This is a genomic window from Burkholderia sp. 8Y, from assembly GCF_902506145.1.
GTDB lineage: Bacteria > Pseudomonadota > Gammaproteobacteria > Burkholderiales > Burkholderiaceae > Caballeronia.
The window spans coordinates 2,209,858-2,234,298 of sequence record NZ_LR733519.1; the positions used below are offsets into that span (position 1 = coordinate 2,209,858).

Consider the following 24,441-nt stretch of genomic DNA (forward strand, 5'->3'; position numbering starts at 1 on the left):
CCGTGGTTCGCGTGAGACCGCTAGCGCAGGACGTCCGTGGCCTTGTGCGTGGCGTCGACGCCTTCCATCAGAAACACGGTGCCGCGCGCGTGGCGCGTGCGCAGCGGCAGGATGCGCCGATACGCGTCGGACGCATACCAGCCGCGAGCGTGTTCCATATCGGGAAACGCGATCACGATGAGATCGCCCTTCCACGCGCCCTCGCGCACGTCGCACGGTCCGCCGTGGATGAGGAAACGCCCGCCGAACGGCGCGAGCGTGGCGTCGATTTGCTCCAGATACGCGACGATATCCGCGCACATGTCGACTTCAACCAGATGGCCAATCGCGTAAGCGGTCATTTCGCGGCTCCTTTTCCTGTGTCCGGATGCCGCCGATCTTGCCCGCGTGAGTGCGGTGCGTCGATTACGTGCGAGGTAAAGCAAGTCAGCCGTTGCGGAACAGGAAGCTGTAAGCGTTCAGCGCGGGCGCGCCGCCGAGATGCGCATACAGCACCTTCGACCCTTCGGGGAACTCGCCGTTGCGTACCATCTGGATCATGCCGTCCATCGACTTGCCTTCGTAGACGGGATCAGTTAGCACGCCTTCGAGCCGCGCGCACAGGCGGATCGCGTCGAGCGTGCCCTCGTTCGGCAGGCCGTATTCGGGGCCGCCGAAGCGCGTGTCGAGAATCACGTCGTCGCGCGTGATGTCCTGACCGAGATCGACAAGCTCCGCCGTGTGCTTCGCGATGCGCGTGATCTGCTCGTGCGTCTGCTGCGGCTTCGCGGATGCGTCGATGCCGATCACGCGCCGCGCCCGGCCATCCGCCGCGAAGCCGACGACCATGCCCGCCTGCGTGCTGCCCGTCACCGAGCACACCACGATGTAATCGAACTTGAAGCCGAGTTCGGCTTCCTGCTGCCTGACTTCCTCCGCGAAGCCGACGAAACCCAGCCCGCCCAGCGGATGCTCCGAGCAGCCCGCCGGAATCGCGAACGGCTTGCCGCCCGCCGCGCGCACGCTGTCCATCGCGTCCTGCCAGCTTTTGCGAATGCCGATATCGAAGCCATCGGCAACGAGGCGCACGTCCGCGCCCATCATGCGCGACAACTGGATATTGCCGACGCGGTCGTACACGGCATCCGAGTAGTTGACCCAGTTTTCCTGCACGAGCACGCACTTCATGCCGAGATGCGCGGCGACGGCGGCGACCTGTCGCGTCTGGTTCGACTGAATGCCGCCGATGGAGACGAGCGTGTCGCAGCCCTGCTCCAGCGCCTGAGGAAGCAGATATTCGAGCTTGCGCGTCTTGTTGCCGCCGAACGCGAGACCGCTATTGCAGTCCTCGCGCTTCGCATACAACTCAACCTTGCCGCCGAGATGCGCGCTCAGGCGCTTGAGCGGCTGAATGGGCGTCGGGCCGAAAGTGAGTTTATAGCGGGGAAAACGTTGCAGGTTCATGATCGGCATCCTTGTCGAGTGAGGTCGGGCTGCCGCGCGTGATCCGCGAGGCCTGATGCAAATCGTAGTTAATTTGCGGGATGCCGGTGTTGCGAAGAAATTCGTATTTGCCTAACGTATTGGCAGCGCGGCGTGGTTCACCGCACGATCATTTCGTCAGGAGGGCATTTGAAGCAATGAAGAAAACCACGACGCGGCGAGAGCCGCTAGGATCGGGCGTCGAGATCGATCGCGTCGATCGCGCGATTCTTCGTCAGCTTCAGCGCGATGCCTCCATCTCCAATGTCGCGCTCGCCGCCAAGGTTCACCTGAGTCCGCCCGCGTGCCTGCGGCGCGTCGAGCGGCTGCGCGAAGCCGGGCTGATTCGCGGGACCGTCGCGCTTTTGAACCCGAAGGCGCTGGATGCCGGGATGCTCGTGCTGATCGGCGTGGTGCTCGACCGCTCGACGCCAGAGTCGTTCACGGACTTCGAAAAGGCCGCGCAGAAGGTGCCGGGCTGCATGGAATGCCACGTCGTCACGGGCGACTTCGATTTCTTCATGCTGATCCGCACGCGCGACAGCGACAGCTTCAACCGGCTGCATGCGGAAAAGCTGCTCTATCTGCCGGGCGTTCGGCAGATTCGGACGTTCGTCGTGTTGCGCGAAATTCTTTCGACGACCGCGTTTCCGGTGTGACGCGAAATAGCAAGACGGTCGCGTCTAGAAAACGGCGATCAGAATCACGCCCGCGACGGCGAGCCCCGCGCCGAGCAGCCGCAATGCGCTGGCCTCGCGCACTTCGAAGCCCATCAGCCCGAAGTGATCGAGCGCGATGGACGTCACGACCGCCGAGATGACGACGATCGTCGTGAAGGTGGCTGAACCGAGCTTTCGCGTGATGAGCAGCGAGCACATCAGAAAGAGCGCATTGCAGATGCCGCCGATGTACGCCCACCACGGCACGCTGCCGAGCCGCGAAAGCGCGGGCCGCACGCCGAAGCCGAAGAACGGCACGCACACGGCAAGACATGCCGCGCCGATCAGATAGACGATCAACGCCGACACGATAGGCTCGTGCGTGCCCTTGAGCAGCGCCGAGTTGCTCCCCGATTGCAGCGGGTTCGAGATGCCCGCGAGGACCGCAAAGACCGCGAGTAGCCATTGCATGATGTCGCCTCAAACGGAGAGCCGGGCGTCGCGGAAGGCGTCGCGCCCGGCGACAGCGGGAAGCTCGACCGGGCGATTTTCCGCCGCCGAGCGATAGATCGCTTCCATGATCCGCTGATCCTGCAAGCCCTCTTCGCCGGGCGTCGCGGGCGTTCTGCCGGTCAGAATGCACTCGGCCATGTGATCGATTTCGGCGGCGAACTGGTTCGCGTCTTCGAGAATGCGCTCCTCGCGCACCTCGACGTCCTCGCGTTCCGGCGAGCGATGCTGCACCGACAGGCGCAGTCCCTTGTACGCGAACGCGGGATCGAGCACCACCGTGCCGCGCTGACAATGAAGGCGTGCGATGCGCGATTCGTGCGCGTCATAGGCCGCCGAACAGCGCGCGACGACGCCCGACGGAAAGCGCATTTGCCACGACACGTTCTCCTCGACTTGCGCAAAGCGCGCGTCGCCGGGCGTGCTCCAGACCCAAGCCGACACTTCGACCGGCTCTTCGCCCGTCACGAAACGCGCGAAGTTCAGACAGTAGAGCCCGATGTCCGGCAACGATCCGCCGCCCGCGAGACGCTTGTCGTGCCGCCATTGATTCGCCTCGCCCTGCACCTGGCCGTTATGCGCCTCGATAATCTTCAGTTCTCCGAACGTTTTGCTTCGCACAAGCCGCGCGGCTTCACGGTTATGCGGCTCGTATTGCAAGCGGTACGCGACCATGAGCATCACGCCCGCGTCCGCGCATGCGCGAATCATCTCTTCCGCTTCCGCCGATGTATTGCTCAACGGCTTCTCGCACAGCACATGCTTGCCGATGCCCGCCGCCGCGATCACCTGTTCGCGATGCAGGCCGTTGGGCGTCACGATATAGACCGCCTGCACGTCGTCATTCGCGGCGAGACGCGGCCATTCGTCGTAGCCGTAGACCGCGTCCACGGGCGCGCCGTATTGCAGCGCCACGCGCTCGCCCTTCGCCTTGTCGCTGGTCATCACGGCGGCCAGCCGCGCGAGTTTCGTCGATGCCAGCGCGGGCAAGATCGAATCGAGGCTCAGACGGCCGAGGCCGACGATGGCGAAGCCCACCTTGCGATCAGGCGCAAGCGGCGGTGGCTCGACGGGCGAGCGCCGTTCGGACGCGCCGACAAAGGGCGGGCGTGTCTCGGGTTTGTCCTGCCCGGTCGATGGCGAGTCTGACATGATGCGCTCCGTAAGTTGCAATGCCTGATGGCGTCGGCATCACCTGGAGCAACGGCTATTCCTGTCGATGATCGCCGGGTCTTCAATCGCCCGCTTCAGCAGATCGACGAAGGCCACGACTGGCTGCGGCAGCGTGCGTCCTGCCATCGTCTGAATCTGCAGCGTGCGTTGATGTAGTTCGGGATTCGAAATGGGCACGGCTGCGAAGCCGTCCGCACCGAGACGGCTGCGCACCGTGAGATAGCCGGTCAGCGTGATGGCGTCCGTGAGCCGCACGAAGCTTTGCAGCGCCATGTGGTAATTGCCGACGAAGACCGGCTCGAACACGAGTCCTTCGAGGCTGCACGCGATGTCGAAGAGTTGTCGAAGCGTCACGCCCTGGCTGTGCATCGCAAGCGGCCACGCGAGCAGGTCCGACAGCGACACCGTTTCGCGCGAGGCGAGCGGATGGCCGCGCCGCATGAGCGCGTAGACCGGCGCGCGCTGCGCGTAATGCACGTGGACGTCCTGCTCGGGCGCCATGCTGAAGCACACGGCGATATCGTGCGTGCCGTCGCGCACGCGCTGCGTCGCGATGGACGGCGCGGATACGTCGAGCTGAAAGTGCGCCCGCGGATGCGTCTTCAGGAAATGCACGAACGCTTGGGGCAGAAAGTCGGGCGCCACGCCTTCGGATGCCGCGATGCGAATGGTCGCGCGGCCGCTCGCGCTTAAGCCCCGAATCTCGTCGATGACGCGCTCGTCCTCCAGCTGACTGCGGCGCGCATGATTGGCGAGCAGCCGGCCGGCTTCGGTCAGCACCATGCCGCGCGGGCGGCGCTCGAAAAGCGGCGTGCCCATCTGCTCCTCGATCTTCGCGATCTGCCGGCTGAGCGCGGACACCGCCACGAAGAGGCGCTCCGACGCCTTGCTGAGCGAACCGCTGCGCGCGACTTCGAGGAAATAGCGTAAAGCCGTCTGATCCATGCGCCGTCCTTTGTCGCGTTCGACGAATCGCGCTTTGCCGAAACGGCAAAGGTTCCTGTGAAATATTGTAATTGTCCAGAAATATCGGCCACGTCAGCATGATTTGTCGGCGGCTTCGGCTGCCCTTTCAGATTCGATTCGACGGAGACCGACGTGACCCGCGACAACGCCATTCAGATTGCCGAACGCTACTTCGCGTCCGGCGCTTTCCTCGACGACTTGCAGCGGCGCGTCGCGTATCGCACCGAGAGTCAGGAAGCAGACAGCGCCGCGCGGCTCGTCGCCTATCTCACCGAGGAACTGACGCCGACGCTCACTGCCTGGGGCTTTCGCTGCCGCGTGGTCGAGAATCCGGCGGCGGGCGCGGGGCCGTTTCTGGTCGCGCATCGGCACGAAGGCGACGATCTGCCGACCGTGCTGAGCTACGGCCACGGCGACGTGGTGCGCGGCTACGACGCGCAGTGGCGCGATGGCTTGTCGCCGTGGCGCGTGACCGTGGACGGCGACCGCTGGTACGGACGCGGCACCGCCGACAACAAAGGGCAGCACAGCATCAACCTCGCCGCGCTCAAAGCGGTGCTCGACGCGCGCGACGGGAAGCTCGGCTTCAATTTGAAGCTGCTTTTCGAAACCGGCGAGGAAGTCGGCTCGCCGGGACTTTCTACGATTTGCGAGCAGTTGCGCGACCAACTCGCCGCCGACGTGCTGATCGCCTCCGACGGACCGCGCCTCGCCGCCGACCGCCCGACGATGTTCCTCGGCTCGCGCGGCGTCATCAATTTCCGGCTCGACGTTAAGCTGCGCGACGGCGCGCATCACTCTGGCAACTGGGGCGGGCTGCTGCGCAATCCGGGCATCGTGCTCGCAAACGCGATTGCCACGATGGTCGATGCGAACGGCAAGATCTTGATCGAAGGTTTGCGTCCGCCGCCGATTCCCGATTCGGTGATTCGTGCGCTCGCGGATATCACCGTCGGCGGCAATCCGGGCGAACCGGAAGTCGATGTGGACTACGGCGAACCGGGTCTGACGCCCGCCGAGCGCGTTTTCGGCTGGAACAACATCGAAGTGCTCGCTTTTCGCGCGGGCAATCCGGACAAGCCGGTGAACGCCATTCCCGCGACCGCATTCGCGCATATGCAGATCCGCTTTGTCGTCGGCACCGACTGGCGCAATTTGCAGCAGATCGTGCGCGATCATCTCGATGCCCACGGCTTCCCGATGGTCGATGTCGAAGTCGAGCGCGGCATGCCGGCCACGCGCGTCGATCCGGACAATGCGTGGGTCAAGTGGGCGCTGCGCTCGCTCACGCAAACCACGGGCACGCAGCCCGTGCTGCTGCCAAATCTGGGCGGGACGCTGCCGAACGACGTCTTCGCGGATGTGCTCGGCATGCCGACGCTGTGGGTGCCGCATTCCTATCCCGGCTGCTCGCAGCATGCGCCGGACGAGCATTTGCTCGGCTCCGTCGCGAGCGAAGGTCTGCGCATCATGGCGGGCCTCTTCTGGGATCTCGGCACGCGCAAAGGCGATGCCGCCGACAGCAACCCTGCGCACCATCTGCCGCGCAAGACGACCGGAGGGCATCGCCATGAGTGATTCCGCCACGATTTCGACGACGCGCGAGGCGCACGGCAACAAGCGCGGCGTCGCGCGCTTGATCGTCGCGACGTCCATCGGCAATGCGCTTGAGTTCTACGATCTCGTCGTCTACGGCTATTTCGCCGGCACGTTGTCGAAGCTCTTCTTCCCGACCCACGATCACACCGTATCGCTGCTGCTCACGCTCGGCACGTTCGCGCTCTCGTATCTTGCGCGGCCGGTCGGCGCGCTCGTGCTCGGCTCGTACAGCGACCGCCACGGGCGCAAGGCATCGCTCACGCTCTCCATCGCGATGATGACGCTCGGCACCGCGATCGTCGCGCTGATGCCGACTTACGCGACGATCGGGCTCGCCGCGCCAGTGCTGATCTTCGTGTCGCGGCTGCTTCAGGGCTTCTCGGCTGGCGGCGAGTTCGGCAGTTCGACCGCGTTTCTCGTCGAGCACGCGCCCGAGCGCAGCGGATTCATGTCGAGCTGGCAGTTCTCGAGTCAGGGCGCGAGCACGCTGCTCGCCTCGCTCTTCGGCGCGGTGCTGACCGCTTCTTTGACGCCCGCGCAAATCGAAGGTTGGGGCTGGCGCATTCCGTTTCTCTTCGGCGTGCTGATCGGACCGATCGGGCTGTATATCCGGCGACGCATCGACGAAACGCCGGAGTTCGAGCACGCGGAGAAAGTGGCATCGCCCGTGCGCGAACTGCTCGCGACGCAGAAGGAGCGCCTGCTCGTATCGATCGGATCGCTCGTGCTGACGACGACCGCCAACTACATGCTCCTCTACATGCCGACGTATGCCGCGCGGCAGTTAGGACTCGCGCCCTCCTCCGGCTTCATCGCGACCTTGACGGCCGGTTTCATCATGATGGTGCTCGTGCCGGTGGTCGGGCATCTCTCGGACAAGTACGGGCGCACGCGCATCATGCTCGTGACCGGCGTGATCTTTTTCCTGACGGTCTATCCGGCGTTCATGTTCATGAACGCGCATCCGTCGCTGCCAACCTTGCTCGCGGCCGTGATCTGGGTCGCGCTGCTCAAGGCGACGTATTTCGCGCCGATTCCCGCGCTGATGTCGGAGCTCTTCCCGACCGCGACGCGCACGACCGGCATGGCGTTCGGCTACAACATCGGCACCACGGTGTTCGGCGGCTTCACGCCGCTTGCCGTCGCGTCGCTGATTGCCGTGACGCATAGCAATCTCGCGCCGGGGCTGTATCTGATGATCGCGGCGGTCGTGAGTCTTTTCACGCTTGTCTGGGCGAGAAAGCGCCTGGACGTGCGTTGAACGTTTCGATTCTCAGCCAGGAAGCTCTCACATGAACGAAGCATTGCAGCGTGCGATCCAGTTTTCGGTCGATCACGAATCGACCTGGGATCGGCAAGTCCACGGCAACTGGGGCGTGCACGTCAACGATCCGCCGCCGTGGAACCGGCTGCTCGGGCCGGTGCATGATCGCGGGCCGGTGTCGGGCGCGCTCGCGGTCGACGGCCGCGTGGTCACGACGTGGGGCGAGCCGGACCGTGCGGACCTCACCTTCAGCATCGCCAAGACGTATCTCGCGCTGCTCGCGGGCGTCGCGCACGATCGCGGCCTCTTGCCCGATCCCGATGAGCCGGTGCGCGTGCGCGTGCCGGGCATCGGCTTCGACGATCCGCATAACGCGCCGATCACGTGGACGCATCTGCTCCAGCAAACGAGCGAATGGCAGGGCGAGTATTTCGGGCTTTCGGATCAGGCCGACCACTATCGCGCCGTGACGTTTGGCGAGCCGCCCAACGGCAAGAAAGGCGATTTGCGGCCGTTGCAGACGCCGGGCACGTATTGGGAGTACAACGACGTTCGCATCAATCAGCTTTCGCTCGCGCTGCTGCATCTGTTCCGCCAGCCGTTGCCGGATGTTTTCCGCGATGCTATCGCGCGTCCGCTGGGCTTGAGCGACAACTGGAACTGGGCGGGGTATGACCACGCGTGGGCCGACATCGACGGGAAGCGCATGCAGTCCGTGCCGGGCGGCACGCACTGGGGCGGCGGAATGTCGATCAGCGCGAACGATCAATTGAAGATCGCGCAGATGTTGCTCGATGACGGTGTCGGTGATGGAAAGCGCGTGTTGTCGTCGGAGTGGATCGCGCGGATGCGCGCGCCCTGCCCGCTCGCGTCGTTTTATGGCTATCTCGTCTGGCTCAATACTGGGCGCAAGATGTTTCCGTCTGTGCCGGAGACGAGTTACTTCGGTGTCGGCGCGGGGAGCTCGTTCATGTGGATCGAACCGGAGTCGCGGATTGCGTTGATCGTGCGGTGGCTGAACTCGGCGCACGCGGGGGAGTTTTTCGGGCTGATGTTCGGAGCCGTGGACGCGATGCGGGGCGGGAAGTAGGTATGCGGTGTGGCGGGCGCGCGGTGTTTTTGGTGGTTCGGTCGTGCGCGTTCGCCAGCGGGTATTTTTTTGTCTTGCGGATTGTCTCGTCGGGCAACGCGCTCAATTTACCGGGATCGTTCTTCGTCGGCGACAGCAAGACTCGACCGTTAGTTGCATCTGTATTGCGGGCTTGGCCGGATTCAGTTAACGATGACAGCGCGCAGCTCTTAAGAACGGCTTCGGTTGTTCGTTAACATGACCAAGCCAACCAATGACCGACGCATGTCTTCCACCATCCCTTTCCGCCGCCCGGCGCACGCGACGCACACGCGGCTCTCCAAAGCACAGTTGCTTCCGATCGCACGCGGCATAGCGGACGAACTCGCCCTTCGAGCGCACCTCGCACTGGAAGCATTGCGTGCCGGTTCGCCGGACATCGGACCCGCTCAGCAAATTACCGAAGTCATGCTCCTCGCCAAGTTTCTCGCAGACGCAGGACACGGCATTTTCTCTGACGACGCCCTTGTCGATGCCGATGAAACGATTGCGCGCGTGTTCGACCGAGGTCGCGAGTCGGGGTCGTGGGCCATTCATGCCGACGAGTTCGACCGCTTGGCGGCGATCGTGTCGCTGTACGATCATCAACTGAAGCGCGCCACGCTTGGGGCGCTGACTGCTGCTAGCGATCGGCTCGAACGGTTCAAGGCCGGCGAGCCGTATCAGAGTTCGCGGAGAAAGCGGGCGTGAGTAGGGGGCGCTGAGGGGCTGGGAACGGGCCCAAGGATCGGGTTGGGGTCTTGATACGCGAAGTGTGTTGATTGATACGAAGCCCCTCATTCGTTCGCGAGTGAGCCAGACGTGCGGCGCTCGAGTCGGCTTGGAAGGCGCGTTCCGCGTTGTTAGAAAGGTCGTCTCGTGAAACAAGACGAGGAATTAGCTGTAAATCATTGATTATAAAAGATTTTTATATCTGGTGTTCCTGCTGCCGCTGTTTCACGTGCACGACCGGCCAAAGCCCGTGCGTACGACGGAGGTCGCGACCGCACTGCTCGACTGTCCAACGCTCGAAGGGCGAAGCGACTGAGAATGCGGCTTCCCTGAGAAGTTGAAACCGTGAAGGGCCCCCGTCAGATCCCTCGGACGCGGCTCCCTGAATGCAAGAACTGATAGGCCGGCAGGGTCCGATCCGGCGCAGCTAAATCGAACCGCCGAGCGTCGAGCTCTGAAGTTGTCAATCGACGATGTCTTCAGCGGCACGCCAGCCGCATGCGCAGTTTTGGTTGCTGCCGATCAAAGAAGGCCCCATGTCACCTCGCGCGGCGTTGCGACGTCGGAATGTGGCATCCCGAGCATGTTCGCCTCCCACCCGCAGAGCCTTATTGACGACGGCATTCGAGAGGAGTTGGTATCCGTGTGGCGGATCGGCTTCCGCGTTGCCGTCGACCATCGAGTTCGCCAGTCTAACGTCGCGCCGACACTGCGTCGCATCGAGCGTCGGCAACGTACCCATCCGCGTGCTGTCGCGTCGTTGTCGCGCGCATGCGTGTGTAGAACGACGAGTCGAACTGCAACCTTGAATTCTCTACTGCGCCCAAGGTCCCGCCTTCGATGCGATTGTCTGAACGGGGCAGCACTTTGGAGCAGTCAACGATCTTCGCCCTAGCCTCCCCAGACCTCTGGCATGGTCTGTTCAGTATCGATGCGCTAGCACTACCGACTAGGCCGCGTCTTCAACAGTCTGCTTAGACGGAAACTCTTTGCCACAACAGCGTCGGACGAGGACGCTTTTGTCGCCCAATTCAGCCCCCGCCAAACTGACAGCGGCGTTCCACTGGCGGGCTGTGATTCTGTCTGGATTAGGTTGTGCCTTCGAGGGCGCGTTCCTGGGCAGCCTCACCAGCCGTCGGAGCGACTTGCGTCGAGAAGATTGGGGCCGCGCACAGCGATCTACCTCAGTAGCGCAGTCGCAGCAGCGGCGTCCGAAAGGGGATGAGGCGGGATGCGGGGGCGGCGGTTCGAACCAACACGACGGGCGCAAACCGTGCGCCGATTCTAAGGCTGAGGGCGCCGTCGAAGATTGCCGCGTGTAGGAGCGTCGAGGTTCGTCTCGCGGACCCTGATGCGGGCGGTTGGAAAATAGCGCAGCAGCCGACTCATACAGCTTGAAGTTTGGTTCCAGTTTTCATTCATCTCCGGCTACGGCTCCGGCTCCGGCTCCGGCTTCGGCTTCGGCTTCGAGCTTCAGCTTCTGGCTCCGGGTCCCGCACACCGCTTCCCGCAGCGGGTCCGTTGTTGCATAACTTATCGCGCGCGGCCCGACGCCACAGGTGCCGCACATCCGTATATAAAGTGCCACTACGAAAATGCTCTGTTGCTTCGCCAAGCCCGCGACCACGCAACCAGCCCGGCAGTCAGCGGGACCGACTGTCCGAATTCGGACACTCCCCTTATCTTCAGCCACAAGGAACGTGCGAACTTTCAGTCGGGCGCAGCTGTCATTCTTTTGGCTGGCCGCTGTGTATGGCGTGTGGACGCGCTAACCGCCTAGTTAGGCGCACCGGACCGTTTCCGGATCTCCGTGTGTTCGCTATCGTCGCCCGATTCCTTCGCGGCGTCGCATCGCTCGCTATTTTGTCCGAATTTCGGACAACTCAGGCCGATCTTGCTGACAGCGTTTTGCCATGGTTCTTGCAAGGCGTCATTCGATCCGATCGGGGCTGAAAAGAACACCGGTTTCTTCGAGCTGTTGGTGACGTGAGGAGCATAGAGTGCGAGGTTTGGCGCCCCGCGTTTCGCACCATTCATCAGGCGCCGCCACCGCCGGCCGTTGCCTGCGGGAAGTCCGATCTCAAGACTGTCCGAATTCGGACACCGCCTAATTACCCTACCATCGACCCTGCGGTACCACATAGCCGCTGCGCTGACTTAGCAGCCCCCGTTACGGCCACAAAAAAGCCCGCTTAGCGGGCCTGTTGCGTCACTCCGATCGTATAGAGAACATCTTCCCTATATGCTCTCGGAGTTGATTCTCCTGTTCCTCCGTGACCACGCCCGCTTTGAATTTAAACGTCAACCCCTTCACGTCCTTAGTGATGCTTCCAGCCTGAACCTTCCCGGCGAAGATCTTCAATATACTGCGACCGCCGGCATCAGTCGCCGGTCCTCCACGACTTATCTGCGCACCGAGACTTGCGGCCAGTTTGGTTTGCACAAGATCGCCCGACAGGACCTGCGGCCACAATTCCTGCAACGCCTTTAGCCCCGCGTCGCCCGATTTCTTCAACGCATTAGCCACGTCCTGCGCCGAGGAAGCGCCCAGCACCGAAGGGGTAAGATCGAGATCACGTTTCATGAAGTCTGGGAGCGCATCGAATGCGAGGAACCTGTACAGATCGCTGCGCGAAATTCCCATTGCTTCGGCCAGCCGCGTGCGGTTCGGAAACTCCGCTTCGGCCCGACGTATCGCAATCGCGATCTCATAGTCCGACAGATCGTCGCGCGTGACGTTCTCCATCAACGCCAGCGCAGCCATGTCCTGATCCGAACACTCAATGACGACCGCCCGAATCGTCTCCTTGTTGATCAGCTTGTGCGCGCGCAGCCGGCGCTCACCGGCCACCAGCTGAAACGATTCCCCGATACGCCGGACCGTGACCGCCTGCAACAATCCGACCTCGTCGATCGATCGTGCCAACTCCGACAACTTGGCCTCACTGAACTGTCGACGTGGCTGCCACGGGTTCGGCACAATCCCATCGAGTGCAATCTCCGTTTCGACGCCCTTCGACTCCAGTTCCTGTATCCGCAGTTGCGCTGCCGCGAGCGCGCTCGTGATGCCCGGCATCGTCTGCGGGCCGCGAGAGGTCCGGTCCTTCTTACTCTCGCCCTTGAAGTCCGCCGGCTTCGGAAGGTTGGCCGTCTTGGCCATGAGCTGTTCTCGGATGTTGTTACTCATGCCGCCTCCCTCCAGGATTTAACGAACATATCGTCGAGCCACTTCGCGTATTGCATCATCGGCTGCCGGACGCGCTGCAAGGACTTCGCTGTCGAATGCGTGCTGACGACGTCGAGCGCGGTCGAGAACGACAACGCACCGCCGCTCATCACCGAGCTCGCCGGGATCTCAAACGGATCAAGCCAGCGTCCATACGCGCTTTGAGCCCACTGCCGAACCACCGGCGCCGACGACGTCTTCCCATAGTCCACCTTCGATAGCAGGATGGAGATGAAGTCGTACACTTTGTCTTCCTCATACGGCAGGAAGTCTTCCGCCACGTCCGAAAAAAGCCGCCAGAAAGCCAGCGAACTGATGAAGTCCAGGTTCTCCGGAATCATCGGCATGACGAGCGCATCGGCCGCGAGAAGTGCATTCAGGTTCATATAAGACAGCGAGGGCGACGTATCGATGAGGATATAGTCGTACTGCGCGCGCAGCGGCTCGAGTCCCTCACGCAAGACGGCCCAGAACCGGTAGCCCTGGATAGTCTTCTGTCGAGCCGGAAGCAGGAACTCGGCCCCGTACAAAAAGGTGTGACCGGGAATGATGTCGAGGCCATCCCAGTATGTCGATTGAACGCTCGCGCCAAGTCCCCCCTCGACGTTTTGGTCGTAGATATAGGGGAGCACGGTGTCGTCTCCCGAGATTTCCTTTTCGGCGTAGAGTCCGCACAATTCGGACGCCGATGCCTGCGGATCCAGATCGACGAGGAGGACTTTCCGCCCGAGGAGGGTGAGGGCTTGTGCGAGGCAGACCGTCGTCGTCGTCTTGGCGGACCCGCCCTTCAACTGCGCCGTGGTGAGAACCTTGCCCCGGAAATTGCCGTCGGCATCGTCAAGACGCGTCTGGTAAATGTCCGAAGCCATCTTCACCCACATACGGACCTCAGGAAGCGTGAACGTGCGGCTGCGTCCATTCCCATTGAGCGTGCCGCTGGGCAGGCCGCCTTCGCCCTTTGTCACCAGATACTGAATCTGCTGACGCGTGAGGTTGCACATCTCCGCGAGTTCGCTGATGGTGTAGAAGGGCGCAGTCTTGCGCGGCCGGGGCGCGAGGATCTGCTCGCGAAGATTGTCCGAGAACGGTTCGAGGTTATCCGCGAATTCCGCGACTTCCCGTAGCGAAACCTTTCGGTCTTCCATTGGTAGGCTGCCTACGTTAGCCATTCTGCGCTTTCTCCATGTATTGACGCTGAAGCGCAGAATACACGAATATGCGTAAACAAGCTTACCAAGCGGACAAATATCTCACTTTCGAGCCGATTTTTGCGCGCTTCGCACTGTGAAGGCCCGTGATTCCTCTGCACGAAGAGGCTCTCCTCGAGCGTCGAATCACCTAGACGTGCCTAAGACCGCCTCGCCGCCAATCGCCGCACAAAAAGCGCCCCGAGTCGGTTTTTGTGCGCGTCCCACAAAGACTAATCAAATCAATGCATTACGCGGTCAAACTCAGAAGTTCTTCTATGTCTTCTTGGCCCTGTTCGTTTTGTGTTTTGTAAACCTTCACCGACCTACTTACAAACACGCGGCAAAAATCCGTTCCAATTCAAAGCTAACCCCTGTGGATAGGGACGGTTTTTGTGAAGCGCCGGTCGGTTTTTGTGTCGGACGTGGCCGCAAGTTGGGCAGCGACGGCCGGTTTTTGTGCGCGCCGGGGTGGAATTTGTGCGATCAGAGAGCGTGCGGGACGGTTTTTGTGCGGATTGGTCAGCGGCATTCCGGTTCTAAATCCGGGGCGGTTTTTGTGTTGACACGCTTTTCTTGCCTGTTAGAGTGCCGGGGACCGAAGCCGAATCAAAGAATGGAAAACGAAGATTTCACCGTCACCCCGCAGCAGCTCGCGCTGGACATCTATGAGGATATGTCCGGCCAGGGAGCCGCCATCTGCGAGGCGACGCGCGACATCGGTTTCCTGCGAAACAACATCTTCACGCGCGTCGGCGGACTCGGCATCGCGGCGCGCCGGGTGCTCGACGCCGCCTATTTCATCGTCGCGAGCAAAGCTCCTGACGAACTCATCGACGACAAGGTGTACACCTTCACCGCCGATGTGAACTACTTCAAATGGCTGATGCGCTACGACAGTCGCAATCACAGCCACCTCATCGCTCAGATGCGGGCCGCCGCCCGGGCGCGCGTCGAAATCATGACTGCGCCGTCCATCGAGGAACTAACCGAGAAAGACTCGTGGGGCACCATTAGTCTGCTCGGTGACTGTTATATCGAACGAAACGTTGTCTGCGTCCTGCTTTCCGGGCGCGTCATCAAATATCTCATCAGCCCGTATAAGGCGCACTGGCTGAGCTTGCGTGCGTCGACGGCGTTTTCTTTGTCGCTCGCTCGCGCGATCTATGACCGGCTGATCCCCTGCCAAGGTCACGGCGTGACAGAGTGGTTCCCGTTCGAAGAAGTGCTCGAATGGCCCGGCAAGGTCGGTGAGTCGCGCAAAGAGGTGAAGGAATTTAAGAAGCGGTTCCTGGAGCCGGCCATCGACCAGTTGAATGAAGTGTCCGACTTCGACGTGAATTGGGAAGCGAACGCCGACCGGGCGACACGTGACAAGCTCAAGATTCGCTTCCGGTTCACGAAAAAGCAGGGCGCGGACGCGGCACGGGCGGGCATCGCGGACGAGATGTATTTGCTGCTTCACAACGAGTTCGCGTTCGACACACCCGACTTCGAACGGCTCGCGAAGCGTCGCGATGTCTGGACGGACGAACGTCTCGAACAGGCAATCGAGTACACGCGATTCAAGCTGAACGAAGGCAAGGTCACGGTGAGTCCGCGCGGCTACTTGTTCAAGGCGCTCGAAGGCAATTACCGCATCGGCGATGCCGATCGCAAGATGGCCGCCATCAAGGCGAAGCAGCTCGAGGATGACAAGAAAGGCCGTCGCGAGCGGGATGCCGTGCAGGCGCAACTCGAGGCGACGATCCAGGCCCAGAACGATTCCGCGCGCGCCAAGATGAGCGAGGAAATCAAGGCCGGCCGGGAGTTTTTCGAGGCTGCGGACGCGCAGTCACGCAAAGAGCTGTGCCACTCTTTCGTGAGCCAGCTCATTCCGCAGCGGCTCATCGAGAAACAAGGGCTGTCGCGCGAATCGTTGAGTGCGGAGAACATACTGACGGTGAATCGCGTGGTCGCGGATGCGTTCTGTTCCCATGTGTACGTCAAGATGAAGAAGGCGCGCCCGGGCTGAGTCCGGGCGTCGGCCTCAATCTTGTCGCCGGACCACGTCGTCTAGCGGCTTCTGCCACGCCGCGAGCGCTGCGCCGAGCGCGAGCATCGCGGCGGAATAGACTAGACCGCGGCTCAACCCACCGCTGTCCGATATGCGCCCGATCACCGTCGGACCGACAATCTGTCCGACAGCAAAGACGATCGTGAACGCGTTTATACCGCTTGCCCATTGGGTGACAGGCAGGTTGTGCCGAACGAAAGCCGTCGTCGACGCCACCGCCGAAAGGAACGTCCCGCCAAACAACACGCCGGATGCAAACGCGGCGAGCGGATGCGCAAATACGGCGGGAACGAGGGTCGCCACCGCGAGCAGCGCGTTGAGGAGCGCCAGCGCCTGACCGCCGCGCATGCGATCGAGCAGCCCCGACCACACGCGCGCCGAGACGACCGTCGCGACGCCGAGCACCACGTAGAAGCCGCTGACCACGGCCGCGCTCATGCCGGCGTTGCGTAGCAGCGCAACGATGAACGTCATGTAGCCGATATAGCCGACGCCGAAGCAGCCATACCCGGCAAGCGCGAGAGCAAAGCGGCTCCGCGCGACGGCGCGGTGCGGCAAGGCCCGTCCCGCATAAGTGGTTGCCGGCTTCGAAGAGGCGGTCTCGATACCTCGCGCCGCCGACACTGCGACCATTGCGCAGACCGCGCACGCCGCCGCGAGCGCGAACCATGCGTATCGCCAGCCGTGCGTTTCGGGGAAGACCGTCAGCGGAACGAGGATCGACGATAGCGCGATGCCCCAGCCCGTGCCGCCGTAGTACAAGCCGATGATCAGTCCCGAATCGCGCGGCGACAGCGACGCGAGCCGCGCCGCCAGCACGCCGCCGCTGACGAAGACGAGCGCGCTGCCCGCGCCGGTGAGCACGCGCAGCACAAGCAGCGTGTTCGTTTGGGTGACGGTGCCGCTCAGCGCCATCAGCAGGGCGGTCGCCACGCAGCCTGCCGTGAAGAGCGTGCGCGGCGCCGTCTGCCGCGACAGCCGCGAGAACGCAAACGCGCCGAGAAGATAGCCGAGCGCGTTGGCCGTGTTCATCGCGCCGGCCTGTGCGAAATTCCAGCCGAGGTCCAGCTTCATCGGCGGCAGCAGCAAGGCGTACGCGAAGCGGGCGAAGCCCAGCGCAATCGCGCTGCCGAGGGACAACGAGACGGCGAGCCGCCGCGCCTTCGAGCGGTTCGTCGACGCGCTCGCGGCCTGCGACTCCGGCGGGCAGTCGGCGCGGCTTTCGATGATCTCTGGGTTCGGCACTCTCGTCGCGTCTCCGGGTCGCTTCTTACGTTCTTTTTGACGCCGCCGGCTCCTTGAGCACGTCTCTAAACCGGACGGCACCGCTTCTGCGACGTATGGTAGCGCCCGCATCGCGTTCACGCATTGCACATCTCGCGCTTCGGGAGCCAACGCCGAATTCGAACGCCCGCGCGAAGGTCATCACATCGGATGCGCCGCGACGAAGCTCTTGAACGCCGCATACACCGGCTTCTGCGTCGCGCCGTCGTTCTTCAGCAAACCGTAGTTGCCTTCCCCGCCGACCGGATCGTCGTACAGCTCATAGACTTGGATCGCCTGGAGGCCGTACTTCGACGCCACCGCGACGAACTGCGCCATCATCGTGTTGCCGACCATGTACGACGCGATCTGCGCGTCGGACCCGTAGGACGGGCGCACGCCGAACTCCGTCAGCCAGATCGGCTTGCCGAAAGCCTGCAGCGCCGCGAGCACGTCGTGACAACCCGTTCCGCCGCACGCGTGCGTGATGTCGCCCTGCTCGGAGTACCAGTGCCAGCCGGTGATGTCCCACGTGACCTTAGGATGGCCCGTCGTGCCGTCCGGCTGCGTTCCGTCCGCGAGCATCTGGTCGAAGCCGTAGTGCAGCCACGTGTCGCCGCCGATGATGATCTTGCCGTTCGTATCGACCGATTTGATGCCCGCGATCATGCCGCGTATCACGCCGCGCGCCTTCTGGAATAGCGCGTTGTCAAACTGCTGCGGAAAGACCCCGTCCACGTTGCCGACCAGCGCGGCCGCGCCGAGTTCGTTCGACACCTCGTAGTACGGATACCGGTACGAAGTCGCGGTCTGCTGGCCGAGCGCATAGCCGGCGTTGTAGGCGCCGGCTTCATCGATGAACGCGTTCGGATCGGCGAGCAGCACGGGAAAGACGGTGACGCCGCCCGCTGCCATCGACCTTGCGATACCCGCGAGCTTCGTCACCGATGCCTGGCTGTACACCTCGTTGCGATACAGCTTCGCGCCCAGATCGTTCAACTGCGCGAGCTGGAGCGCGGAACTGGACATGTCGTAGGCGCCGCCCTCGTTGTTGTGGCCGTTCGCGCCATAGAAAATCGAGGCAGCGGCATTGACCGACGCCGGTGCGCTGACGGCCGCGCCTGCGTTGCCGGCAGTCGCCGTGCTTGTCGGCGAGGTGTTGGCCGCCGACATGGCCGTGGTTGTCGTCGCCTGAGACGCGGCTGCGGCGCCGCTCTGCCCGGCGGAAGCAGGGGAGGCTGTGGACACGCTGTCGCTGGCTGCGGTGCTGGCCGTGCTGGCGGTTGCGGCGTTCTTCGCTGCGCCGGCGGTGCTGTCGCCTCCGCCTCCGCCGCCGCACGCCGCCAACATCGCGGTCATCGCAAGAGCAGCGGCGAGTCGTGCGCACGAACGCATCCGGAAAAGGGCGCGCGCATTGGAGCTCGTCGTCATCATGATGTCACTTAGGAATGCAAACAGGAACGCGCGGGCCATGCTTCCAACGAAGAACGATGGACGAAAGAACCATTTCCGCGGCAAGCCCGATTGGCGATGCAGATGGAAGTGCGGCGGAATTCAGCGAGCCGTCCGACTTGGGGTTCGAACGTAACTACGGCAGGAAAGGGGCGGACTTTAGGCGCGGCTGCGTCGTTTTTGCGTGAACGGCAGGCGCCGAGTCATTCACGCCGTGCAGAGACCAACGTTTGCGTGAATGCGGAAGGAAACGGTAATACGTGCAGACGAGCCGGGCGCCGATCTCGCAGCATCGGGCTTGGCCTTTTCGAGCTGGAATGCCGTGACTGCGGCGCGACTGGCAAACGGACGCGGCGCCCGCCTGCCAGAAGCGTCGATGCTTATTGATGGCTCGCCGAAGCGGTCGGTGCTGCGTCGGCAGCGGCGGGGGAAGACGTTTGCAACGGCAGTGCCGGCAGTCCGGGCGGCGGACCGCTGTCGGGCAGGTTGAAGATCGGCATCGAGCTCGGGCAGCGGAACGTGGTGAGCAAATCGCTCGTCAGCGGATTTGCGACGCTGCCAGCGGTGGCGATATCGAGCACGGCCTTGCGGCCCTCGAAGCCGAACACGACGCGCGTGCGGCCCGGCGTCGCGGTCTGCACGACCTCGCCGAGACGCATCAGGCGCATGAGCGCCCACGGGCCGTCAGCCGCGATCGTCGACGTCTCGGCGCGGATGCGCGGACTCGCGGTGAGTTCTGTGTGGACGCCGCCGCGTGGTCCGGGCCAACTGATGCGCATTGGCGCGACGGGCCCATGCTGGTAGAGGGCGTTCTGACCGTCGATGTCGATGGACAAGCCGAGAATCGTCGGATCGAGTTCCGCGATGCGCAGATCCGCTTTCCATGCGAGCTGTTTTTGTCCCTGATCGCTGAAGAACACGTCGCGGATTTCCTTTGCGTGCTGAAACGGCTCGAGATCCGGTCCGTGCACCGGCTCGGTGGAGCCGGCGAGCGTTTTGTAGCGCCACGGCCGCGCGGACGTATCGACAAACGGCAGCAAGTTCTTCGTGAAGAAGTCATCGAGTACGCCGCCCTGCGCGAACACGCGCGTGAAGTCCTCCACGCTCACGTCGCGCTTGCTGTCCGGCGAAAACGGATAGTTGCCTTCCACGGTGAGCCGGCAGGCGTCCGTGACAACGGCTTGCATCTGCCGGGAAAGCAATTGCCCGATGCCCTGGTTCACTTCGCGCGAGCCTTGCATCGACAGCCCGAGCAGGACTTCGCGGAAGGGCGCGGGCATGGTGTTGGCGGCCATCTTCAGCTTGGATGCCGCGTCGCTCGTCGGAGGCAGGCTGTTGTTGGCGATCGCGTTGTCCGCGACGGTGAGGGACGTGTAGTAGTCGTTGAGCAGGCTCGTTACCCCGTCGAGGCCCGTTGCGCCCGCCCGGCCGTTGCCGGCGGTCTGGCCGCCCGACTGCGTTTCCGCGCTGCCCGTGACCATCTCGCGCAAGGCGGCGAAGTGACTGTCGACCAATTCCCGCTCGACGCGCTCCGCGGCGCGGATGCCGAGCGTTTTCTCCGCTTTGTCCGCGACCTTGTCGCTCGCCTTGTCGAGAAGGGAAGGGCCGTCGGCGGAGACGTTGCGCGTGAGCGTCGTCTCGTGGACGGCCGCGCTTGCGAGACGCGCGAGCGGCGAATCCGGCGCCGCGAAGCGCCGCAGCACCTGAAGATCGAACGCGAGACTCGTGCCGCTGACCGTGCGGATGTCGCCGAGAAAGGCATCCCACTGCTGTGCGTACTCGGTCAGATACAGCCGGCGGATGGCCTCGGTGAGCGGATCGTCGGCGCCAGCGACCGCACGCGCAATCTCAGCCGTTTTTTTTTGAGCCTCGCCGAGATAAGAGCGGCCCATCACCCAGGCGTCGTCGTCGCGGGCGGCATCGACGAACTCGTGCAGCCGCTTGTCGAACAGATTGCGATAACCATCGAACGTGAAAAGCCCCGCCACGCCGCGCGACAGCGGCGCGCCGCTCGCGCGCGTGAAGACGGTGCCCGCCTGCGGACCCACCGCGCGCAGGAGGGTGAACTCGTCCGGCGCTTCTTTCTGCATGTCGGCTTTGGCGCGGTCGTACAGGCGTTGCGTGGCATTACTCGAATCGAGGAAAGCACGCGCCCGCTGAATCAGCCCGTCGTTGCGAATGAGCGGCGATTGCACCGTCCGGTCGCCCGAAAACAGTTGCTCGACGTGACCGATCATCGACGCGCGGCCGCCGAAAATCGACGCGCTGTCCGTCTTCGCCCAGTCGTCGAGCACCCACGCCTTGACGTCGCCGGCCTTGAACTTCGCGGGGTCGTAGAGCATCAGGTAGACACGCAGTGCATCATACGCGGACTTCGAATCCTGACTCGCAATGGACGACGAGATGACGTCCTCGAGGCGATGCACGATCTGGGGCACCAGCAGGTTGTCCTCCAGCGCCTGATACGTGGAGCGGCTGGCATCAGCGATACCGGGCGCGGTGTACAGGCCGTATCGGAAGCTCGTGTCCGGCTCCGCGAGGTTCAGCCCGGTCCACGTCGGCAGATACAGCGCCTCGCTGAGCGTATCCGGCACGGCTTCGGGCTTCGGCTCCTTGTAGAGCGCCGTGACACGCGCCGCGAGCGACTGCGTCTTGTGCGCGATCGCCCCCAGATAATTGCTGTTATTGTCGAAGCTCATGTGCAGGCCCACCGCGAGCCAGACGAAGAGCATCAACGCCAGCGCGTGACCGAGCAGGCGCAGCATCCGCAAGCGGTACTCCCAACGCAGGTTCGGGCGCACGAGATCGGCCTCGGGCACGATCACCTTCGCGAACAGGTCCTGAAGGAAGTAGCTGTGTGTGCTCTGCGGCGGCGTTTCATCCGCGGTCACGGCATGGCCGAGCCCGGTGGCGAGGCGCTGCACCACAGTCAGCGGTTCCGCGACGACGCGTTGAGCGCTCTGCACTGCGCTCGTGAAATAGACGCCGCGCAGCGTTGCCTGAAGCTGGGTGTCGTCGTAGCGCGAATCGACGAAAAGTTGCGAGAGGAAATCGACGAGCGGCGCGGCCAGCGCACTGAACGCCTCGGGCAATACCGACAAGCGCCGGCGTCTGTCCATGTCGTACTCGTCTTCGAGCCGCGTGTTCACGCCGTTCGCGAGACGCGACGCGAGTTGCCGAAGCTCGCCGTCGCAACGCAGCGCGAGGTCGATCTGCGTCGCTTCGTTGCCGAGCGGCAGCGTAAAGCCCCACATCTGCGCGCGATTTTCTTCCGTCAGCGAGCTGAAGTAGTCCGCGAAGCCGGGCAGATGGTCCGTCTGCGTGACGATCAGATACACCGGAAAGCGGATGCCCAGCGCCGTGCGCAGGTCTTCGAGACGCGCGCGCAACGCGGCCGCTTCCGACGCGCGCGCAGCGGGGTCGGCGGCGGTCAGGACGTCGAGCTTAACCGTCAGCAGCGCGCCGTTGAGCGGTGCGCGCGGACGGTGGCGTCGCAAGAGCGCGAGAAAGCCGCGCCATTCGTCGCTGTCCACGGTCAGACGCCACTCCGGGTCTTCATGGTCGCGGCTGGCGTTGAGCGCGGGCTCGGTCATCGACGCGCTCGCCGCTGTATCCGACTTCACGCTTTCCGCGACGCTTTTCGGGCGAAGCACCGGGCCGCTCGACGTGCCGTGACGCGTGTAATGGCCCGCCGTGTCGATCAGCACCGCGTCGTTGGTGAGCCACCAGTCCACGTTGTCCGTGGCCGCCGAGTTGCCCGTGAAGCGTTTCGACGTACCGCCGACCGGAAACTCGAGCCCGGCGTTGAGCAGCGCGCTCGTCTTGCCCGACTCCCTCGAACCGAGCGTGATGAACCACGGCAGCTCATAGAGGTATCGCGTTCCCTGAAACAGACGTCCGATGCCGCGCGCGCCCGTGCGCATGGTCCGAAGGCGCGAAATCGCACTGTTGACGCGCGCCTCGACCACGCGCAGGCGCTCCGATGCAGGCGGCGCATCCTTCTTCTTGCCGAACGTGAGTGCCTTCTCGAGAAACTTCTCGTCGTCGCGCATCCTCAAGAAGACCCAGGCGAGCCAGTAGACCGCGAAGCAGACGAGCACAACGGTGATCGCGATGATCCGCGTCGATTCCGGCGCGAACGGCTGCGCATTGCCGAAGCTGAGCAGGGGCGTCGCGTACCAGATCAGAACGCACAGCAGCGCGATGAACGCGGGGCTCGTCGGCGCTTCCTTGAGCCACAGCAGCACGCCAACCATCAGCAACGCGATGATGAACACGCGCATGCCGACGCCGGCGAGCGGCTTCAATCCGCCAAACGCCAGATACGGTCCGAGAAACCAGATCACCAGCCCGACGACGACGAGCGCCAAAAAACCGAGGAACCAGCGTGACCTCAGAAACGACAGCATTTTCATTCTTTCTTTCCGAATGGCGTGAAACGGCTAGGGCGTGACCGTGATGGCGACACGGCGGTTCAACGCGCGGCCCTGCGCGGTGGCGTTGTCGCCGACCGGCTCGGCTTCGCCTTTGCCGATGGCCTCGAGGCGCGAAGCCGGCACGCCCGCCGATTGCAGCATCTGCATGATCTGCGTGGCGCGTTCGAGCGAAAGCGCGTCGTTAGAGGCGAACTGCTTGCTCTTGATCGGGATGTTGTCCGTGTAACCCGCGACGACGACCTTGCCGGGCACTTTCATCAACTCGTTCGCGATCTTGCTCACGAGCGGCCCGATGGACGCTTTCACGGCCACGCCGCCGGGCGCGAACATCGCATCGCCCTTGAAGGTGACGGCGCTGTGACGCGCGTCTTCGTCGACGCTCACGGTGCCCGCCGCGATCTCGCTGGCGAGCAGTTCTTTTAGATGCGGCAGTCGGGGCGCGGGCGGCGGCGTCATGCGGCCGATATCGACGATCTGCTTTTCGAGCGTCGTCGTCTGATCCAGCAGGTGATACTTGAACCAGCCGAAGAGTCCCAGCAGCACGACGCCCAGCACCGCGAAGGTGATCCACGCGGGAAAGTCGTACACCGACATGCGGCGCCCTTTCGCGTCGGAGGCGACGTGCGGAGACAGCGCCATCGGCACGATGCCGCGCTGCGTCTGGATTTCGTTGTAGAGGCGCTTGCGCACGGCGTCGTGCTTGCGCGCGCCGTCGGCTTCGTGCCGGTAGCGGCCCATGAAGCCGAGGCTCAGCACGCGATAAATCACTTCGAGCAGATCGATATGCTCCTGCGGCTCCATCATCAGCCGGCCGATCAGCAGATAGATCTTGTCGCCCCCGTGGCGGTCCTCGTGGAACTCGGTCGCGAGGCCCGTCGCGATCCATCGCACGCCGGATTCCCGCTTGCCCCACGGCGTTTGCATCGCGGCGTCGTCGAGCGCGGTGCACAGGCAGTAGCGCGCGCCGATCATGTGGTCGCGCCGGATGTTGGCCTGCTCGCACAATCGCTGGAAAATGCGCACTTCCTGCTTCAGCAGCAGATGCAACTGGTCGATGCCCTGAAGATCGAGATCGTTCGGCATGTCCGCGAGCGCGCGCAACAACACGCGAGCGGCTTCCAGCAATGGGTTCTGCGCCTCGCTCATCGCGTGCAGCCGGGTGGCCGGCGGCTCGCCCGGCGGAATGCTGGCGAGCAGCGTGACCGTCTGCTCGTGCAGTGCGGCAGCGGCATTGCCGGAATCATACGTGCCGGCGGATGACAGGCCGTCGCGTGGCGGCAGCCCTGTCCCGTGGCTAGGGTATCCCGCTTGCGGATTCACTCTCTTCCCCTGAATTCATGATGGCCGGG

19 protein-coding genes are annotated in these 24,441 nt (G+C 63.4%); 7 read left to right on the plus strand and 12 right to left on the minus strand.

Going from position 1 to position 24,441, the window contains the following annotated elements:
* Nucleotides 1–20: 20 nt before the first annotated feature.
* Entirely contained in the window at nucleotides 21–341 is a 321-nt protein-coding gene (locus GV035_RS09870) for a DUF1330 domain-containing protein (RefSeq protein ID WP_159834746.1), read from the minus strand.
* 85 nt (nucleotides 342–426) lie between these two features.
* A complete protein-coding gene (locus GV035_RS09875) occupies nucleotides 427–1,443 on the minus strand; it encodes a 1-aminocyclopropane-1-carboxylate deaminase (protein ID WP_159834747.1) in 1,017 nt (338 codons plus the stop codon).
* 176 nt (nucleotides 1,444–1,619) lie between these two features.
* On the opposite strand from GV035_RS09875, the gene GV035_RS09880 reads away from it, so the two are divergent.
* A complete protein-coding gene (locus GV035_RS09880) occupies nucleotides 1,620–2,120 on the plus strand; it encodes an Lrp/AsnC family transcriptional regulator (protein WP_159834748.1) in 501 nt (166 codons plus the stop codon).
* A 24-nt stretch (nucleotides 2,121–2,144) separates the two neighbouring features.
* On the opposite strand, the gene GV035_RS09885 is transcribed toward GV035_RS09880, so the two are convergent.
* Genes GV035_RS09885 through GV035_RS09895 form a run of 3 tightly spaced genes read right to left on the minus strand, consistent with a single transcriptional unit; the run spans nucleotide 2,145 to nucleotide 4,748 of the window.
* Nucleotides 2,145–2,591 (minus strand): DMT family transporter, encoded by a 447-nt coding sequence (locus GV035_RS09885; protein WP_159834749.1) that lies wholly within the window; start codon nucleotides 2,589–2,591, stop codon nucleotides 2,145–2,147.
* 9 nt (nucleotides 2,592–2,600) lie between these two features.
* A complete protein-coding gene (locus GV035_RS09890) occupies nucleotides 2,601–3,782 on the minus strand; it encodes a Gfo/Idh/MocA family protein (RefSeq protein ID WP_159834750.1) in 1,182 nt (393 codons plus the stop codon).
* Nucleotides 3,783–3,821: 39 nt separating this feature from the next.
* A complete protein-coding gene (locus tag GV035_RS09895; protein WP_159834751.1) occupies nucleotides 3,822–4,748 on the minus strand; it encodes a LysR family transcriptional regulator in 927 nt (308 codons plus the stop codon).
* A gap of 153 nt (nucleotides 4,749–4,901) precedes the next feature.
* On the opposite strand from GV035_RS09895, the gene GV035_RS09900 reads away from it, so the two are divergent.
* The 4 genes from GV035_RS09900 to GV035_RS09915 all read left to right on the plus strand — a co-directional run bounded on the left by GV035_RS09900 (nucleotide 4,902) and on the right by GV035_RS09915 (nucleotide 9,451).
* Nucleotides 4,902–6,347, plus strand: a complete 1,446-nt coding sequence (locus GV035_RS09900) for a M20 family metallopeptidase (protein WP_159834752.1) — start codon at nucleotides 4,902–4,904, stop codon at nucleotides 6,345–6,347.
* Nucleotides 6,340–7,629: an MFS transporter gene (locus GV035_RS09905; RefSeq protein ID WP_159834753.1), complete on the plus strand. Its 1,290-nt coding sequence runs from the start codon at nucleotides 6,340–6,342 to the stop codon at nucleotides 7,627–7,629. Before GV035_RS09900 ends, GV035_RS09905 begins: the two co-directional genes overlap by 8 nt.
* A 31-nt stretch (nucleotides 7,630–7,660) precedes the next feature.
* Complete coding sequence (locus GV035_RS09910; RefSeq protein WP_159834754.1) at nucleotides 7,661–8,722, plus strand: serine hydrolase domain-containing protein; 1,062 nt, start codon at nucleotides 7,661–7,663, stop codon at nucleotides 8,720–8,722.
* A 264-nt stretch (nucleotides 8,723–8,986) separates the two neighbouring features.
* Nucleotides 8,987–9,451: a hypothetical protein gene (locus GV035_RS09915; protein WP_159834755.1), complete on the plus strand. Its 465-nt coding sequence runs from the start codon at nucleotides 8,987–8,989 to the stop codon at nucleotides 9,449–9,451.
* Nucleotides 9,452–9,935: 484 nt separating this feature from the next.
* Here GV035_RS09915 and GV035_RS09920 read toward each other — a convergent pair whose 3' ends face one another.
* From GV035_RS09920 to GV035_RS09930, 3 genes are all read right to left on the minus strand, one after another.
* The gene (locus tag GV035_RS09920; protein ID WP_159834756.1) at nucleotides 9,936–10,151 is read right to left on the minus strand and encodes a hypothetical protein; all 216 of its coding nucleotides are present in this window, start codon (nucleotides 10,149–10,151) and stop codon (nucleotides 9,936–9,938) included.
* Nucleotides 10,152–11,681: 1,530 nt separating this feature from the next.
* A complete protein-coding gene (locus GV035_RS09925; protein WP_159834757.1) occupies nucleotides 11,682–12,659 on the minus strand; it encodes a ParB/RepB/Spo0J family partition protein in 978 nt (325 codons plus the stop codon).
* On the minus strand, nucleotides 12,656–13,867 hold the full coding sequence (locus GV035_RS09930) for a ParA family protein (protein WP_159834758.1): 1,212 nt from the start codon (nucleotides 13,865–13,867) through the stop codon (nucleotides 12,656–12,658). Before GV035_RS09930 ends, GV035_RS09925 begins: the two co-directional genes overlap by 4 nt.
* Before the next feature lie 175 nt (nucleotides 13,868–14,042).
* On the opposite strand from GV035_RS09930, the gene GV035_RS09935 reads away from it, so the two are divergent.
* Entirely contained in the window at nucleotides 14,043–15,899 is a 1,857-nt protein-coding gene (locus tag GV035_RS09935) for a replication initiation protein (RefSeq protein WP_236572512.1), read from the plus strand.
* A 15-nt stretch (nucleotides 15,900–15,914) separates the two neighbouring features.
* On the opposite strand, the gene GV035_RS09940 is transcribed toward GV035_RS09935, so the two are convergent.
* Both GV035_RS09940 and GV035_RS09945 read right to left on the minus strand, forming a co-directional pair.
* Nucleotides 15,915–17,186, minus strand: coding sequence for a YbfB/YjiJ family MFS transporter (locus GV035_RS09940; RefSeq protein ID WP_442859538.1), 1,272 nt, complete (start codon nucleotides 17,184–17,186; stop codon nucleotides 15,915–15,917).
* 180 nt (nucleotides 17,187–17,366) lie between these two features.
* Nucleotides 17,367–18,452, minus strand: a complete 1,086-nt coding sequence (locus GV035_RS09945; RefSeq protein WP_328698911.1) for a lipopolysaccharide biosynthesis protein — start codon at nucleotides 18,450–18,452, stop codon at nucleotides 17,367–17,369.
* On the opposite strand from GV035_RS09945, the gene GV035_RS09950 reads away from it, so the two are divergent.
* A complete protein-coding gene (locus tag GV035_RS09950; protein WP_159834760.1) occupies nucleotides 18,445–18,792 on the plus strand; it encodes a hypothetical protein in 348 nt (115 codons plus the stop codon). The genes GV035_RS09945 and GV035_RS09950 overlap by 8 nt on opposite strands.
* Before the next feature lie 244 nt (nucleotides 18,793–19,036).
* Here GV035_RS09950 and tssM read toward each other — a convergent pair whose 3' ends face one another.
* Entirely contained in the window at nucleotides 19,037–23,071 is a 4,035-nt protein-coding gene (gene tssM, locus GV035_RS09955; protein ID WP_159834761.1) for a type VI secretion system membrane subunit TssM, read from the minus strand.
* 27 nt (nucleotides 23,072–23,098) lie between these two features.
* Nucleotides 23,099–24,355: a type VI secretion system protein TssL, long form gene (tssL, locus tag GV035_RS09960; RefSeq protein ID WP_159835061.1), complete on the minus strand. Its 1,257-nt coding sequence runs from the start codon at nucleotides 24,353–24,355 to the stop codon at nucleotides 23,099–23,101.
* Nucleotides 24,356–24,441 lie beyond the last annotated feature (86 nt).

Bases quoted from the DNA above. Each gene is read 5' to 3' on its own strand.
- GV035_RS09870 (WP_159834746.1), bottom strand. From the start codon at position 341: ATGACCGCTTACGCGATTGGCCATCTGGTTGAAGTCGACATGTGCGCG.
- GV035_RS09875 (WP_159834747.1), bottom strand. From the start codon at position 1,443: ATGAACCTGCAACGTTTTCCCCGCTATAAACTCACTTTCGGCCCGACG.
- GV035_RS09880 (WP_159834748.1), top strand. From the start codon at position 1,620: ATGAAGAAAACCACGACGCGGCGAGAGCCGCTAGGATCGGGCGTCGAG.
- GV035_RS09885 (WP_159834749.1), bottom strand. From the start codon at position 2,591: ATGCAATGGCTACTCGCGGTCTTTGCGGTCCTCGCGGGCATCTCGAAC.
- GV035_RS09890 (WP_159834750.1), bottom strand. From the start codon at position 3,782: ATGTCAGACTCGCCATCGACCGGGCAGGACAAACCCGAGACACGCCCG.
- GV035_RS09895 (WP_159834751.1), bottom strand. From the start codon at position 4,748: ATGGATCAGACGGCTTTACGCTATTTCCTCGAAGTCGCGCGCAGCGGT.
- GV035_RS09905 (WP_159834753.1), top strand. From the start codon at position 6,340: ATGAGTGATTCCGCCACGATTTCGACGACGCGCGAGGCGCACGGCAAC.
- GV035_RS09910 (WP_159834754.1), top strand. From the start codon at position 7,661: ATGAACGAAGCATTGCAGCGTGCGATCCAGTTTTCGGTCGATCACGAA.
- GV035_RS09915 (WP_159834755.1), top strand. From the start codon at position 8,987: ATGTCTTCCACCATCCCTTTCCGCCGCCCGGCGCACGCGACGCACACG.
- GV035_RS09920 (WP_159834756.1), bottom strand. From the start codon at position 10,151: ATGGTCGACGGCAACGCGGAAGCCGATCCGCCACACGGATACCAACTC.
- GV035_RS09925 (WP_159834757.1), bottom strand. From the start codon at position 12,659: ATGAGTAACAACATCCGAGAACAGCTCATGGCCAAGACGGCCAACCTT.
- GV035_RS09930 (WP_159834758.1), bottom strand. From the start codon at position 13,867: ATGGCTAACGTAGGCAGCCTACCAATGGAAGACCGAAAGGTTTCGCTA.
- tssM (WP_159834761.1), bottom strand. From the start codon at position 23,071: ATGAAAATGCTGTCGTTTCTGAGGTCACGCTGGTTCCTCGGTTTTTTG.